Origin of the sequence: Micromonospora sp. AMSO1212t (assembly GCF_008868145.1) — a bacterium.
GTDB lineage: Bacteria > Actinomycetota > Actinomycetes > Mycobacteriales > Micromonosporaceae > Micromonospora > Micromonospora tulbaghiae.
Map to the genome: position 1 here is coordinate 75,018 of NZ_WBKS01000004.1, position 15,237 is coordinate 90,254.

13 protein-coding genes are annotated in these 15,237 nt (G+C 74.5%); 6 read left to right on the forward strand and 7 right to left on the reverse strand.

Going from position 1 to position 15,237, the window contains the following annotated elements; all coding sequences use genetic code 11:
• Positions 1-78: 78 nt before the first annotated feature.
• Positions 79-1,119, reverse strand: a complete 1,041-nt coding sequence (locus F8279_RS02220; RefSeq protein WP_225853081.1) for an App1 family protein — start codon at positions 1,117-1,119, stop codon at positions 79-81.
• A 118-nt stretch (positions 1,120-1,237) separates the two neighbouring features.
• On the opposite strand from F8279_RS02220, the gene F8279_RS02225 reads away from it, so the two are divergent.
• From F8279_RS02225 to F8279_RS02240, 4 genes are all read left to right on the forward strand, one after another.
• Positions 1,238-2,842, forward strand: coding sequence for a hypothetical protein (locus F8279_RS02225; protein WP_151498943.1), 1,605 nt, complete (start codon positions 1,238-1,240; stop codon positions 2,840-2,842).
• 16 nt (positions 2,843-2,858) lie between these two features.
• Entirely contained in the window at positions 2,859-3,662 is an 804-nt protein-coding gene (gene yaaA / locus F8279_RS02230; protein ID WP_151498956.1) for a peroxide stress protein YaaA, read from the forward strand.
• Positions 3,663-3,771: 109 nt separating this feature from the next.
• Positions 3,772-4,416, forward strand: a complete 645-nt coding sequence (locus tag F8279_RS02235; RefSeq protein WP_151498944.1) for a hypothetical protein — start codon at positions 3,772-3,774, stop codon at positions 4,414-4,416.
• Positions 4,417-4,469: 53 nt separating this feature from the next.
• The gene (locus F8279_RS02240) at positions 4,470-5,411 is read left to right on the forward strand and encodes a TAXI family TRAP transporter solute-binding subunit (protein WP_091424517.1); all 942 of its coding nucleotides are present in this window, start codon (positions 4,470-4,472) and stop codon (positions 5,409-5,411) included.
• 7 nt (positions 5,412-5,418) lie between these two features.
• Here the strand turns inward: F8279_RS02240 and F8279_RS02245 are convergent, their stop codons facing one another.
• Positions 5,419-6,924 (reverse strand): HAMP domain-containing sensor histidine kinase, encoded by a 1,506-nt coding sequence (locus F8279_RS02245; protein WP_225853082.1) that lies wholly within the window; start codon positions 6,922-6,924, stop codon positions 5,419-5,421.
• A 10-nt stretch (positions 6,925-6,934) separates the two neighbouring features.
• Positions 6,935-7,591 carry a response regulator transcription factor gene (locus F8279_RS02250; protein ID WP_091423634.1) on the reverse strand — a complete coding sequence of 219 codons (657 nt, stop codon included), beginning with the start codon at positions 7,589-7,591 and terminating at the stop codon, positions 6,935-6,937.
• Between the two features lie 84 nt (positions 7,592-7,675).
• On the opposite strand from F8279_RS02250, the gene F8279_RS02255 reads away from it, so the two are divergent.
• A complete protein-coding gene (locus tag F8279_RS02255; RefSeq protein ID WP_091423632.1) occupies positions 7,676-8,014 on the forward strand; it encodes a DUF952 domain-containing protein in 339 nt (112 codons plus the stop codon).
• 65 nt (positions 8,015-8,079) lie between these two features.
• Complete coding sequence (locus F8279_RS02260) at positions 8,080-8,622, forward strand: acyltransferase (RefSeq protein ID WP_013285274.1); 543 nt, start codon at positions 8,080-8,082, stop codon at positions 8,620-8,622.
• A 54-nt stretch (positions 8,623-8,676) separates the two neighbouring features.
• On the opposite strand, the gene F8279_RS02265 is transcribed toward F8279_RS02260, so the two are convergent.
• The 4 genes from F8279_RS02265 to F8279_RS02280 all read right to left on the reverse strand — a co-directional run bounded on the left by F8279_RS02265 (position 8,677) and on the right by F8279_RS02280 (position 15,037).
• Positions 8,677-10,425 (reverse strand): CDP-glycerol glycerophosphotransferase family protein, encoded by a 1,749-nt coding sequence (locus F8279_RS02265; RefSeq protein WP_091424514.1) that lies wholly within the window; start codon positions 10,423-10,425, stop codon positions 8,677-8,679.
• Between the two features lie 191 nt (positions 10,426-10,616).
• Positions 10,617-11,900, reverse strand: a complete 1,284-nt coding sequence (locus tag F8279_RS02270) for a nucleotide sugar dehydrogenase (RefSeq protein ID WP_151498945.1) — start codon at positions 11,898-11,900, stop codon at positions 10,617-10,619.
• Positions 11,901-11,903: 3 nt separating this feature from the next.
• Complete coding sequence (locus F8279_RS02275) at positions 11,904-13,472, reverse strand: glycosyltransferase (RefSeq protein ID WP_151498946.1); 1,569 nt, start codon at positions 13,470-13,472, stop codon at positions 11,904-11,906.
• Positions 13,469-15,037 carry a glycosyltransferase family 4 protein gene (locus tag F8279_RS02280; protein ID WP_151498957.1) on the reverse strand — a complete coding sequence of 523 codons (1,569 nt, stop codon included), beginning with the start codon at positions 15,035-15,037 and terminating at the stop codon, positions 13,469-13,471. The genes F8279_RS02275 and F8279_RS02280 overlap by 4 nt, the downstream gene beginning before the upstream one ends.
• Between the last annotated feature and the right edge of the window lie 200 nt (positions 15,038-15,237).

Genomic DNA, 15,237 nt, shown 5'->3' on the forward strand with positions numbered 1-15,237 from the left:
TCATGAGGTTGGCGGCACTTCTGGAGATCCACAAGGCCGTCAACTTCATGATCGACGGGGAGAGAAAGAGGGGGACGATCAGACCAGGTCGGCTTCTCGGAGGAGCTTCCAGAGGCCGGCTCCGTCGGGGGCGCTGAGCCACTTCTGGCCTATCGGGCCCGATGACGAACGGCCCGCCGGTGCCGGCAGGCTGCCTGCCAGCACCGACTGGGTCGGCGACAGCTGCCGGATCGCCACCCCGGCGACGTGGTCCGGGTGCGCGGCGGCGAACTCGCGGTAGATCTCCGGGTCGTGCTGCCCGTCGTCGCCGATCAGCAGCCACCGCACCTCGGGGAACTCCCGGGACAGCCGGGCCAGCGTGGCCCGCTTGTGTTCCCGGCCGCTGCGGAACCACCTGTCGGCGGTCGGCCCCCAGTCGGTGAGCAGCAGCGGCCCCGCCGGGTAGAGGTGCCGGGACAGGAACCGGGTGAGCGTCGGCGCGACGTTCCAGGCGCCGGTGGACAGGTAGAAGACCGGCGCGCCCGGGTGGGCGGTGGCCAGCCGCTCGTAGAGCACCGCCATGCCCGGCACGGCAGTACGGGCATGCTCGTCCAGCACGAACGTGTTCCACGCGGCGAGCAGCGGCCGGGGCAGCGCGGTCACCATGACCGTGTCGTCGATGTCGGAGAGGATGCCGAAGCGGACGGCCGGGTCGAGAACGCGTACCAGCGCCTCCACCGGCTCGGCGTCGGCGACGCTGAGGCGTACGCAACCCCAGCCCGGGGTGAAGTCGGCCTCGATCACGGTGTCGACGAAGCCGCTGCGGTCGGCGGTCACCTCCTGGCGCACGCCGTCGACCTCGATGGTCACCTTGACGTGCTTGGCGGGCAGCGTGGCGAAGCTGCGCCAGCCGCGCACCTTGTCCAGCCGGCCCCGCCGCCGCGTGTCCGGGCGGCCCAGCAGCACCCGGCAGAGCACGCGCGCCCATCCCGGGGCGCCGTAGCCCGCGTACGCGATGATGTTGGGCTGCCACCCGGTGCGCCGCAACCGGCGCTCCACCAGGCCGTGCACGGCGTCCTCGAAGCGCGCGGCGCGGTGCAGTTGCGGAACGGCCAGCTGGTCCGGTGGTGTGGGCGGCACACGGCAACAGTGCCACAACCGGAGCGGCCGGGCCACGCGAGTGATCCACGCCGATCCACCCCGGCGCCGGACGCCGCCGTGACAGACTGCGGTCGGGACGACGACGGGGGCGTTGGTCGTGTCGACGACGAAGCGGGACCGGGTACGGCCGCGTCCGGACGCGCCGGCGCTGGTGGCACTGCTGCTCGGTGTCGCGGGGGTCGGCTACCGGCTGGTGCTGACGCTGCTCACGGTGCCCGCGTCGAACAGCGACGAGGCCACGTTCGGCCTGGTCGCGCTGCACATCGCCGAGCGCGGTGAACGGCCGGTCTTCCTGTACGGCCAGCGCTACATGGGTGTGCTGGAGTCGTACCTGGCCGCGCCGCTGGTCGGCTGGGCCGGGCCGAGCTGGCCGATGCTGCGGCTGCCGCTGCTCGCGCTCTTCGCGGCCTTCCTGTGGCTGGCGTACCGGCTGACCCGCAGCCTGTTCTCCCCCTGGCTCGCAGTGGTCGTGGTGGGCCTGCTGGCGCTCGGCTCGGAGCGGGTGGTCCGCGACCAGCTCACGGTGGTCGGCGGCCGTCCGGAGGTCAAGCCGGCGGTGCTGGCGATGCTGCTGATCGCGGTGGCCCTCGGCGACCGGCGGGTCCGGCACCACTGGCTGGCCACCGGCGCGTTCGGGCTGCTCGCCGGGCTGTCGCTGTGGTCGGACTGGCTGATCGCGCCGTACCTGCTGGTGGCCGCCGTGGTGCTCGCGGTGGCGGTGCCCCGGGATCTGATCGGCTGGCCGGGTGTGCTGCTGGTGGTGGGCTTCCTGGCCGGGATCGCCCCGGTGGTCAAGGACAACCTCGTCGCGCCGCCCGGGCAGGACTCGCTGTCGGTGTTCCGGGAGATCAGCACCAAGGAGGGGGTCGCGCCGTCGCTCGCCGAACGGCTGCGCGGCGGACTGCTGGAGGGGGTGCCGCTGGCCTCCGGCATGTGCCCGATGGACGGCTGCGCGCGCTGGGCGCAGTGGTTCGGCGTGCTCTATCCGGTGCTGCTGGTGGCCGCCGCCGGGCTCGGGCTGCTCGCGTACCGCCGGGCCGCCGACCACGCCGCGCGGGTCCGGGCCGTGGCGATCCTCGCGCTCGTCGCGGGCGCGGCGTTGACACTTCTGGCGTACGTGCGCAGCCCGCTCGCCGCGACCGACCCGCTCGGCAACGCCCGCTACCTGTCGGTGCTGCAGATCTCGCTGCCGGCCGTGCTGTGGCCGCTCTGGTTGGCCGCCGCACATGCGCTGCGGGCCACGTCCGGCCGGGCGGCCCGGCTCGGCGGCGCCACGGCGGCGGTGGTGCTGGCCGCGCTGACCGCCGCCACGCTGGCCGGCACCGTGGCGTTCCTGGCCGGAGTGCCGGGCGTACGGAACGAGGAGCGAACCGCCCGCCGGCTGGCGGACGCGGTGCGGGGCGCCGGTCTGCACGAGGTGTACGGGGACTACTGGACGTGCAACCGGCTGATCTTCAACACGGGCGAGACGGTCGCCTGCGGTGTGCTCGACGGCGCGCTGACGCCCGGGCAGAACCGCTACCCGGCGTACTGGCAGCGGGTGGCGCGCGCTGCGCGGCCCGGATACGTGGTGGAGGCCGGCTCCCCGGCCGAGCGCACGCTGCGGCGGCTGCTGGGTGACCGCGCCGACGCGGCGGTGGTGGCCGAGGTGGGCGGCAGTCGCGTGTACCACCCCGAGCGTGCCGTCCGGCCGTGGCGCTGACCCCGGCCCGTACGCTGTGCCGGTGCTCATCCTGCTGCCCCCGTCGGAGGGGAAGGCCGAGGCCGGCACCGGCCGCCGGCTGGACCTGTCCCGGCTGTCCCTGACCGAGCTGAACCCGGCCCGGGAGGCGGTCCTGACCGCGCTGGCCGACCTGTGCGCCGGGCCGGACGAGACGGCGGCCCGGATCGCGCTGGGCCTCACCGAGGGGCAGCGCGGCGAACTGCGGCGCAACGCCCGGCTGCGGGAGGCGGCGACCGCGCCCGCCGGGCGGCTCTACACCGGCGTGCTCTACGAGGCGCTCGGCCTGGACACGCTGCCCCCCGACGCGCAGCGCGCCGCCCGCCGCCAGGTGCTGATCAGCTCCGGCCTATGGGGCGCGGTACGCCTCGCCGACCGGATCCCGCCGTACCGCTGCCCGATCGGGGCGCGGCTGCCGGGGCTCGGGGCGCTGTCGGCGTACTGGCGGGAGGCGCTCGGCCCGGTGCTGGAACCCGCCGCCGGGCGCGGCCCGGTGCTGGACCTGCGCTCCGGCGCGTACGCGGCCACCTGGACGCCGCGCGGGGCGCTCGCCGAACGCACCGTGACCGTGCGGGTGCTGCACGAGCGAATCGTGGACGGCACGCCGACCCGGTCGGTGGTGAGTCACTTCAACAAGGCGACGAAGGGCCGGCTGGTGCGAGACCTGCTGCTCGCCGACGCCCGGCCGCGCACCGCCGACGCGCTGGTGGGGGCGCTGCGGGAGCTGAAGTACACGGTCGAGGAGGCGCCCCGGGCGGCCGGGCGGCCCCGGCAGGTCGACCTGGTGGTCACCGAGCTCTGAGAGGCGGCCTTCCCGCAAATTTTGCTCAAGGCTCGGGCGCAGCGGTTCCGGGCCCGGCGCTCGGCGGCGACGGTAGAGGTACCCCGACTCTGACCGAGGAGCCGCGCCGATGCTCACCACGCTGCTCGACCGCCCGCGCCCGTCGCCGCCACTGGACTGGCTGACCCTGACCGACGCCTTCGAGATCGCCTGCATGGTGCGCTGCACGCCGCCTCCGGCCGCCGACGTACGCCGGCTCGACTCCGGACCGCACCGGGGCGGGATCGCCGAGTTCAACCGCGAGGACGCGGCGCAGCGGATGCGGCAGCTGCTGGGACGTCTCGACGTGCCGGTGGAGCACGAGCTGACCACCGGTGGCCTGCGGCGCCGCTACGAGCTGCACCGGCTGTCCGTGCCGCCGCAGCACCGGGCGGCGTACGCGAATCTGCTGGCCGCGGGCTGGCGGCAGGGCCGCCGGGAGCTGCTCGGCGGGCCGTTCCCCGGCACCTCGGCGCCGCGCCGGCTGTGGCGGCCCCGGCTGGCGGCGGCGGCCTGGCGGGCGGCGCTGCTCGCCGGCGGCCGGCACGTCCGCCGGCACTGCCTCGGCATCCGGCTCGCCGACCGGGACCTGGCGGCGGTGCTGGTACGCGGCGCGGCGCTGCTGGACGTGCCGGCGGCGCTGCGGCCGGGCTCGGGCTGTTTCCTGGTGGTGGTGCCCAACGGCGAGTACCGGAACCGGATCACCGAGAGCGCGGAGCTGGCCCCGGCGAGCTGACCGGCCCGGCGCGGGCTTGCGCCGCGGCGGGTGCACGGCGCAGAGTGCAGCCCGTGAGCCGACACTGGCCTGTGCGCGCCGCCGCCCCGCTCGTGCTGGTGCTCCTGGTCGTCGCCGGGCTGGCCGGCTGCCGGGACGAGCCGTCCGAGCCGACCCGCATCCGCATCGCCACCGGCAGCCCGACCGCGGTCTACCACGCCTTCGGCCAGTCGCTCGCCGCCCTGCTCAACCGAGAGGTGCCCGGCGTCCGGGCCGAGGTGGTGGTCACCGCCGCCTCGGCGCAGAACGTCCGGCTGGTCGGCGCCGGGGAGGCGGAGCTGGGCTTCACCCAGGCCGACGTGCTGCCGCCGCGCGAGCCCGAGCATCCGTCGGTGCTCGCGGTGGCCCGGGTCTACGACGACCTGCTGCACCTGGTCACCCGCGCGGGCGGGCCGATCCGCACGCTCGGTGACCTGCGCGGCCGGCGGGTGTCGGTGGGTGCCGACGGCTCCGGCACGGAGATCACCGTCACCCGTCTGCTGACGGTGGCCCAGCTCGGCGGCGACCGGGTACGCCAGGAGCACCTCGGGCTGGACGACTCGGTGGCGGCCCTGCGGGAGGGGCGGATCGACGCGTTCTTCTTCTCCGGCGGACTGCCCGTGCGCGGCGTCGCCGAACTGGCCCAGCGGACCTCGCTGCGGATCGTGGACCTGGGCGACTGGACCGAGCCGCTGCGCCGGGCGTACGGGCAGGTCTACGTGACCCGGGACGTGCCGCGCTCGGTGTACCGGGCCGACCCGGTGAGCACTGTGGCGAACCCGAACTACCTGATCGTCCGCGCCGGCCTGCCCGCCGCGCTGGTGCGGGAGGTGACCCGGCTGCTGATGGACCGCCGGGAGGAACTGGCCGCCGCGCATCCGGCGGCGGGACGGATGAGTCCCCGGTCGGCGATCGTCACCACCCCGCTGCCGCTGCACCCCGGCGCGGCGCAGTGGTATCGCGCCGCGAAGCCCTGACGCCGGGTCAGCGCCGGACCGGCTCGTCGTCGTGCGGCCGGGCTGCCGGCAGCGTCCCGGCATCCGGCTCGTCGTTCCCGCCCGGATCGCCGGTCTCGCTCCGGCCACCGACACCGGTCAGGCCGTCGATGCCGCCCGGTACGTCGGCGGGCGCCGGGAACCACAGTTCGGCGACCAGGCCCCGGGGCTCGCCCTGGCGCATGGTGAGCCGGCCGTCGGAGGCGTCCACGAGCACCGCCGCGATGGTCAGCCCGAGGCCCGCGCCGTCCACGTTCTGCGCGTCCGGCGCCCGCCAGAACCGCTCGGTGGCCTGGTCGAGCTGACTCGCCGTCATGCCCGGGCCGGTGTCGCCGACGGTCAGCACCGTCCCGCCGTCGGCGGCGCGTACGGTCACCGTCACCTCTCCCTGCGCGCCGCTGAACTTCACCGCGTTGTCGATCAGGGCGTCGAGCGCCTGGTCGATGGCGGTCGGCACGGTCCAGGCGTACACCGGCGCCTCTCCCGCGTCGAGGCGGAGCGTGACCTCACGGTGCCGGGCCAGCGGCAGCCAGGCCGTCACCCGGGACGCGGCGGTGGCGGTGGCGTCCACGGTGATCCGCTGGTTCTCCTCCCGCTCGGCGCGGGCCAGGGTGAGCAGCGCGTCGAGCACCGTGGCGAGCCGGTCGGTCTCCTCCAGCGCGAGCCGGTGCTCGGCGCGCCCGTCCGGGTCGGTGAGGCTGGGGCCCAGTTCCTCCACCCGCAGCCGCAGCGCGGTGAGCGGGTTGCGGAGCTGGTGGCTGGCGTGCGCGACGAAGGCGCGTTGCCGGTCCATCACGTCGGAGACCGCCTCGGCCATGTCGTTGAAGCTGGTCGCCAGCCGGCGCAGCTCGGGCGGGCCCAGCCCGGCGCGGACCCGCGCGGCGCGACGTCCCTCGGCGATCTCGTGGGTCACCGCGTCCAGCTCGGTGACCGGGCGCAGCACCCAGCCGGCCAGCCCGAACGCGGTCGAGACGCAGGCCAGCACCGCCAGCAGGCCGATGCCGGCGAGCAGCAGCCACCACACGGTGACCGTGCGGCGGACCCCGTCCGCCGGGCTGGTCGTGACCACGGCGCCGAGCACCTCGCCGCCGTCGTTGATCGGCACGGCCGTCACCACCGGCCCGCCGACCCACGGCCAGACCGACTCCGGGCCGCTGAACTGCTGCCCGGACAGCGCGGTGTCGAGCGCCGGGCCGGTGCCCGCGCCCGGCTCCCACCCGGACGAGGCGACGACGGTGCGGCGGTCCCGGTCCACGACCGCCGCGGCGATGCCGTAGAGCGCGTCGTAGGCGGCCAGTTCCCCGTCCAGCGGGCCCGGACTGCCACCCCGCAGCGCCGGCCCGGCCAGCGAGGCGAAGCGGGTGGCGTCGGCGAGGCGGTCGGCGCGTACCCGGTCGGTCTCCCGGGTCGCGAGCGTGGCCGCCAGCGGCGTCTCCAGGGCGAGCAGGACCAGCACCATCAGCAGCAGATAGCTGATCACCAGCCGGCGGCGCACGGGCCCCTCCTCACGCGTCGCGGAGCCGGTAGCCGACCCCGCGCACGGTCTCCACGAGCGTCGGGTCGCCGAGCTTGCCGCGCAGCGAACCGACGTGCACCTCGACGGTGTGGCGGTCGGCCCAGGTGGTGCCCCACACGTCGAGCAGGATCCGCTCGCGCGGCACCGCCACCCCCGGCTGGCGGGCCAGGGACAGCAGGATGTCGAACTCCTTGCGGGTGAGCGTGACGTCCCGGCCGGCCACGTTCACCGTCCGGCCGCCCACGTCGATGCGGACCGCGCCGGCCTCGATCAGGTTGCGCTGCGGCGCGGTGTGCGCGGCCCGGCGCAGCACCGCCTCGATCCGCGCCTGCAACTCCACCATCGAGAACGGTTTCACCACGTAGTCGTCGGCGCCCAGCCGCAGCCCCTGCACCCGGTCGCGTTCCTCGCCGCGCGCGGTCACCGCGATGATGCCGAGCCGGCTGCTGCGCCGCCGCAGCTCGCGGCACAGGTCGGTGCCGTCGCCGTCGGGCAGCCCCAGGTCGAGCAGCACCAGGTCGCAGGGGGCGGCGGAGAGCGCGGCGGCCACGGTCGCGGCGTGTTCCACCTGGTAGCCACGCCGGGTCAGCGCGGACGACAACGCCGCGGCGACCCGGCGGTCGTCCTCGACCAGGAGGATCCGCACCCGTGCCTCCCTCCGCTCGACGTGTTGCCCTGCGAATGGTGGCAGACGCGCCGCGCGGACGCGAGGCCGCTCTAGGCTGCTGCCGTGATCTACAAGATTCTCTCCGACGACGAGTGGGCGCAGGCGCGTGCGGACGGGCGGTTCGCCGGCACCGCGATGGACCGGCAGGACGGCTACGTCCACCTCTCCGCCGCCGACCAGGTGGTGGAGACCGCGCGGCGCTTCTTCGCCGGGGTCACCGGCCTGACGCTGCTCGCGGTGGACGAGTCCCGGCTCGGCGACGCGCTGCGCTGGGAGAGGTCACGCGGCGGCGTGCCGTTCCCGCACCTGTACGCGGCGCTGCCGGTGGACGCCGTGGTGGCCGCCCACGCGCTGCCGGCCGACCGGCCCGCCGCCGACGCGGTGGCCGAACTGCTCGCGTGAGCGCTCGTTATGCTGCGTCGAGCCCGCCCGACGGCGCGACGCGCCCTGGCATGATGCGAGTTGAGATGACTGACAGCAACGACCGGTCCGCCTCCGTCTTCGTCCACCCGACGGCCGACGTGGAGTCCGGCGCCCAGGTCGGCGACGGCACCAAGGTCTGGCACCTGGCGCACATCCGGTCCAGCGCCCAGGTCGGTGCCGGCTGTGTGATCGGCCGCAACGTCTACGTCGACGCGGGCGTCACCGTCGGCGACCTGGTGAAGATCCAGAACAACGTCTCGGTCTACCAGGGCGTGACCATCGAGGACGAGGTGTTCGTGGGCCCGTGCGCGGTGTTCACCAACGACTTCCGCCCGCGCGCCCAGAATCCGGACTGGACGATCACGCCGACGCTCGTCCGCCGGGGCGCGTCGATCGGCGCGAACGCCACGCTCGTGTGCGGCATCGAGGTCGGCGAGTACGCGATGATCGCCGCCGGCTCGGTGGTGACCCGCGACGTGAAGCCGTACCAGCTGGTGGCCGGCAACCCGGCCCGCCCGAAGGGCTGGGTCGACGCCAAGGGCGAGGTCATCTCCCGCGACGTCGACAACCCGCCGCACCAGGGCTGACCGGACGAGAAGGGGCGACGACCGCGCCGGTCGTCGCCCCTTTGCCGGTACGCCTCAGCCGCAGAGCCGGCCGATCTCGTCCCGGAACCGGTCCATCGGGTTCGACCCGGCCGGGCCGAGCAGGTACTCCTTCAACTCCTGCCGTGCCCCGGTCATCGGGTCGTCCCCGGCCCGGGTCACGTCGAGGATCTTCGTCAGCTCGCCGCAGTCCGCCGAGAGCAGGTACGCCGCCCGCGCGGTCGGGAACTGCCGCCGGAACTCGTCCTCGGGCAGGCCGGCCGGGTTGGCCACCACGTACGGCCGCTCGCTCTGCACGAAGTCGGAGACCACGCTGGACACGTCGCTGACCAGCAGGTCGGTGACGTTGAAGCAGTCGAACAGCCCGGGCGTACGGCCGGTGACCAGCAGGTGCGCGGCGCCGTCCAGCGAGGACGGATCGGTCTCGCCGCCGGCGGCCTTGATCCGGGCCACGATCCGCTCGTGCACGGCGCGGGCCTTGGGCGAGCGCGTCCCGGTCAGCGGGTGCGGCTTGTAGATCACCCGCACGTCCGCGGCGGTCAGCAGGCCGGACACGATCCGCTCCCCCATCAGCACGAGCGACGTGTGGTACGGGTCGTCGTCGAGCCAGCCCTCCCAGGTCGGCGCGTACAGCACTGTGAAACGGTGGTCGGCGGCGCCGGAGCCGAACGTGTGCACCCCGGCCAGCTGCGGCCGGCCGACCTCCACGATGTCGCGGTCCAGCACGCCGACGTCGGCCCGGGCGTACCGTTCCCGCCCGGCCGGCCCGGCCACCCAGACCTCGTCGTACACCTTGCTGTACGGGTTCACGCTCGCCTGCTTGTCGCTGTCGCCGTGGCCGACGAAGACGTGCTTCACGCCCGGCTCCCGCAGCAGGTGGATGTTGGCGCCGACGTTCGCGGCGTACAGCGCCACGCGCAGCGAGCCCAGGTCCAGGTTCATGAAGTCGACGCCGGCCGGCACGCAGATCACCGGCAGCCGGGTGTCGGCGAGCTGCTCGAACGCGTCCGCGGCGCGCAGCAGCACGACCGCGCGACGGCCGGTCGCCTCCACCGGCGCGAGCCACATGTTGGCCTGGTAGACGTCCTTGGCCGGGCCGGCGAAGTAGAGCGCCACCTCGGGCCGTTCCCGGGCCATCCAGTCGTGCACGGCGGGCAGCACCCCCGGGGCCTTGCCCCGGCCGCGCAGCGCGGTGAGCGCCAGCACCGCGGCGGTGAGAAGGCCGGCGGCGAGCGTGACCAGGCCGGTGACCACCACCGGGGCGACCCGGTCGAGCGCGGCGGCCACCACTGCGGCCGGCACCAGCAGCACGTTCAGCAGCGGCATGCGCAGCCCGGCCAGCTGCCGTGCCCAGGCCGGCGGCACCGGAACCCGCCGCAGCGCACCGAGGTCGATGTTGCGGGTGTACGCCGGGGGGTCGACCCGGCCGTCGATCACCTTGGTCACCGCGTTGGTGGCGACGGCCACCGTCCACAGCGCGGCGGGCAGCAGCAGGACGGCGACGGTGCCGGCCACCCCGGGTCGCACCGTGGCGACCACGAGCAGGACGACCGACAGGTCCCGCACCAGCCGCCGGAAGATCTCGCCGAGACCGGCCTTGTCGAGCAGCGTGGCGGTCCCGGTGTGCCGCCCGGCCAGGGCCACTTCACCGGCGACGGCGACCACCGCGGCCACCGCGTACGGGACCACCAGGCCGAGGACTCCGGCGAGGACCATGACCGCGTAGCCGAGGAGCGTCGCGCCGACCGCGGCGAGACCCTGCTGGCTGCGTACTCTGCTGAACAACGACACGCTCCCTGTCTGCCCGGCCGATGTCGGTCCGAGTCGATTTCCGACGGCTGCGACCCTAAACGGGTCACATGACACAAGTATTGCCGGGGTGTCCGGCAGGTGAACTCCGCACGGCGTCATCCCGGCGGCGGCACGCGACGGGCCCCGGCCGTTCGAGACGGCCGGGGCCCGTGAAGTCGGTGGGGTCAGCCCCCGATGACCACCCGGCGCACGCCGGTCCAGCGCGCCGGATCGGTGACGCGGCGGCCGTCGACGAGCACCGTCACGCCCGGCAGGTCGGCCGGGGCGAGAGTGCGGTACTCCGCGTGGTCGGCCTGGATCACCGCGGCGCCGACCGGCTCGCCGTCGTAGCCGGGCAGGCCGTGCGCGACCAGCTCCTCGTTGGTGTACATCGGGTCCGAGACGTACGGCACCGCGCCCCGCCGGCGCAGCGCCTCCACGGTCGGGAAGACGCCGGAGAACGCGGTCTCCTTGACGCCACCCCGGTAGGCGGCGCCCAGCACCAGCACGCCCACCCCGGTCAGGTCGCCGTACGCGGCGGCGAGCAGGTCGACCGCGTACTCCGGCATGGCCGCGTTCGCCTCGCGGGCCGAGCGGACCACCGTGGCGGCCGGGTCGTTCCACAGGTACATCCGCGGGTAGATCGGGATGCAGTGGCCGCCGACCGCGATGCCCGGCGAGTGGATGTGGCTGTACGGCTGTGTGTTGCACGCCTCGATGACCTTGGTGACGTCCACGCCGACGGTGTCGGCGAAGCGGGCGAACTGGTTCGCCAGGCCGATGTTCACGTCCCGGTAGGTCGTCTCGGCGAGCTTGGCCAGCTCGGACGCCTCGGCCGACCCGAGGTCCCACACGCCGTTGGGCCGGTCCAGGTCGGGCCGCTCGTCGAAGTCGAGCACCGCCTCGTAGAACCGCACGCCGCGCGCGGCCGACGCCTCGTCGATGCCGCCGACCAGCTTGGGGTAGCGGCGCAGGTCGGCGAAGACCCGGCCGGTGAGCACCCGCTCGGGGCTGAACACCAGGTGGAAGTCGGTGCCGGCGGTCAGGCCGGAACCCTCGGCGAGCATCGACGCCCACCGGTTGCGGGTGGTGCCGACCGGCAGCGTGGTCTCGTAGCTGACCAGCGTGCCCGGCTTCAGCCCACGGGCGATGGCCCGGGTGGCGTCGTCCATCCAGCCGAAGTCCGGCACGCCCTCGGCGTCCACGAACAGCGGCACGACCACGACGACCGCCTCCGACTCGGCGACCGCGGCGGCGGTGTCGGTGGTGGCCGACAGCAGGCCGGCGGCCACCGTCTCCTTGAGCTTGACGTCCAGGTCGGCCTCGCCCGGGAAGGGCACGGCACCGTCGTTGACCAGCTGGACGACCCGCTCGGAGACGTCGGCGCCGATCACCCGGTGCCCCTTGGACGCGAACTGCACGGCCAGCGGCAGACCGATCTTGCCGAGCGCGACGACGCAGATGTTCATGAACTACTTTCCTCCAGAGGGCCAGATTCGGCGCAGGCGGGCAAGGAACCGACCGGGGGTCACCGGCGTGATCGCGACGATCACCTGGCCCTTGTGGTTCGTGGTGGGTGTGACGAGGTGCCAGCGGACACCGCGCCGGGCCACCAGCCGGGGTGCGGCGACGGGGCGGTCGGTGCGCATCGGCGCCGAACCCGTCCCGCCCAGGGCGGAGACCTCGGCGCGTACGATACGACGCTCGCCCGTCCCCCCGACGACCGCCAGCAGCCGGTCCACCGCGAAGTCCGTTCGTACGACGGTACCGGGGCCGGAGGACTCGACCGACGTGACACCCGTCAGATCGCCCACGCTGACCCGCAGCGCCTCCGCGCTCAGCTCGGCCAGCTCGGCCCAGCGGCTGCGCGCGGTGACCACCAGGGCCCGCGCCCCGGCGGCGTCGCGTCCCCATGCCAGCCCGGTCGCGGTCAGCTTGGCCAGTATCGCGGCGGCCCGCGCGGTGACGTCGTACCAGTCGTCGGGGTAGCCGAACGCCGGGTCGCGGAAGCCGACGTGGTCGGCGTACCAGCGGTCACCGTCGACTACCACCTCGGGCAGCGACCGGTCGGACTGCTGGCCGATGAGCGTGCGCAGCGCGTCGAGATCGCCGTCGCGCGCCACCGCCACCCGCAGCCGCTCCTCGGACGCCATCCGGGCGGTCACCCCGTCGGTCAGGTACGCCTCGGCGAGCTTGCGGATCCGGTCGTGGACGTGCCGCTGCACGTCCGGGGTGAGGGCGAGGAACTCCGCGCGGAGCAGCTTCGCCACCTCCCAGGTGAAGTGGCGCACCAGCACCGCGTCCCGCCGCGGGCCGGGCTCGATCAGCCCGGCGACGAAACCGACCAGCTCCTCGGCGCAGCGCAGCCGCTCCTCGAACCTGCTGGCGTACGTGATGTTCTGGGCGTTGTCCCGCTTGACCGCGTAGTAGTACTCGTAGTCGCCGAGGACCGACACCTTCTTCGCCCGGAAGCACGCCTCCAGCGTGAACGGCTGGTCGCTGCCCATCGGCATGTCCGTGCGGAACCGCAGGCCGTACCGCTCGATCAGGTCCCGGCGGAACAGCTTGGTGTTCGACAACGACCAGGGCAGGTCGCTGTCGAACAGGTCGAGCCGCTCCTGGGTGGTGGCGTAGACGGCCTGGTGCACGTAGCGCTTGTTGGTGCCGACCATCCGGCCCAGCACCACGTCGGAGTCCCACCGGTCGGCGGCGTCGACGAGGCGCTCCAGCGCCTCCGGGCCGAGGTGGTCGTCCGAGCCGATGAAGAAGACGTACCGGCCGCGGGCGTGGTCGAGCGCCAGGTTGCTCGGCGCCGCCGGGCCGCCGGAGTTGGCCTGGTGCAGCACCCGGACCGTGTTCGGGTACCGCTCGGCGTAGCGGTCCAGTTCCGCGCCGCTGCCGTCGGTGGAGCCGTCGTCGACGGCGACGACCTCCAGCCGGTCCAGGCCGATGGTCTGCCCGACGAGCGAGTCGAGGCAGGCGGTCAGGTACGGCATGGTGTTGTAGACGGCGACCACCACCGTCACGTCCGGCCCCTTCACGCGCCCACCTCCACCTGTGCCGGCTCCACCGGGGCGTGCGCCGCCGGCGCCGGCCGGGGCGGCGCGTCGGGCAGCAGCCGGGAGTAGACCTCGTCGAGCACCCGCGCCTGCGCCTCCCAGGTCCAGCCGGCCAGCAGGCCCGGCCGGTCGTAGGCGGCGCGGTACCGCTGCGGGTCGGCCAGCACCGCGGTGACCGCGCGGACGAAATCGGCCACGTCCTCGGCGCGGAACACCTCGCCCTGGCCGGTCTCCCGGACAGTCTCCGCCATGGTGCGCACATCGGAGACGACCAGCGGCAGGCGGGCGTGTGAATACTCGAAGAACTTGGTGATCAGCGCGATCTCGTGGTTCGGCCAGTGCTGGATCGGGATGACGCCGACCTGCGCGCCGCTGAGGTACCGGACCACCTGGTGGTGCGGCACGTACGGCAGCACGTGCACCCGGTCCGCCACGCCCAGCTCGCCGGCCCGGGTGACCAGGCCCCGGACGTACGCCGAGTCGGGCTTGTTGACCACGAACGCGACGTGCGCGCCGGGCAGCCGGGGCAGCGCCTCGACCATCACCCCGAGACCGCGCTTGGCGGCGGCCACCCCGCTGTAGACCAGCAGCGGCTCGTCCGGCCCGAGCCCGCAGCGGGCGCGGATGTCCGGCGCCGGCTGCGCCGGATCCGCGGGCAGTTCGTCGACCGCCGGGGCGTTGAGCACGACCGCGGGCCGTTCGACCAGCCCGTGCTCGGCGCGCAGCAGGTCGGCCAGGCCGCCGGAGACGGTCATGGTGGCGTCGGCGTACGGCACGTACTCCCGCTCGTGCGCCACGTTGCCGGGCAGCCAGCGGGCGTTGTCGCGCCACGGCTGCACGCCGGGCAGGTATTCGTGGGCGTCCCAGAGCAGCGCGATCCGCCGCCCCTTCGCGGCGGCCCGGACCTTCGCGCGGGCGCCGACGCCGAGCATCCGGAAGTCGTTGGCGTGGATCAGGTCCGGCGCCAGCTCGTCGACCACCGGGCCGTAGGCCAGCTCGTAGTCCCACAGGCCCGGTTCCAGGCGCCGCCACGCGCCGTCGCCGCGAAGCCTGCGCCAGAACAGCGTGTACGCGCGGTCCCAGGGGCCGTCCAGTTTGCGGCCCTTGCGGGCCCGGGTGAGCTGACGGTTGCGGAAACCGACCCACTTGCGGGTCAGGCCGGACAGCTTCTCCTCGGCGCGCAGCGCGGCCCAGGGCAGCCCGCCCGGCCGGCCCGCGCCGGACTCACGGGCCGCGACGGTCAGCGCCGCGCGGCGCACCGTCAGGTCCGCGCGCCAGGCCTTCACCGCCTGGGTACGCTGCGCCGCGATGCCGCTGGGCGGGTAGGCGAGCGGGTGCCGCAGCCAGGCCCGGCGGAACTCGTGCCGGCGGCGGGCCAGCGGCTCGGGCATCGGCACGAGGCGCACCTCGGCGGCGCCGAGGCGCCAGCTCTGCGGGCTGCCGACCGGCGCCCGGCCGAGCAGCACGACGTCCCAGCCGGCGTCGGCGGCGGAGCGGGCCGCCTTCTGCACCCGGGAGTCCCCGATGACCCCGTTGTCCACCAGCATCACGACCCGTCCCCGGGTGCCCGCCGCTGCGGTCGTGCCGTCAGATCCCATTCCTGCCCGTTTCGTCGTCGCCAGCACCGCGCCCGCGGACCCGAGCGAGTCTACGACAGCGGATCGGGCCCGGACGTCCGCCGCCGCCGGTGCCCCACGACCTGGTGTGACTGTTGCTACCCTCCATCCTGTTCAACGACCGGCGCCCG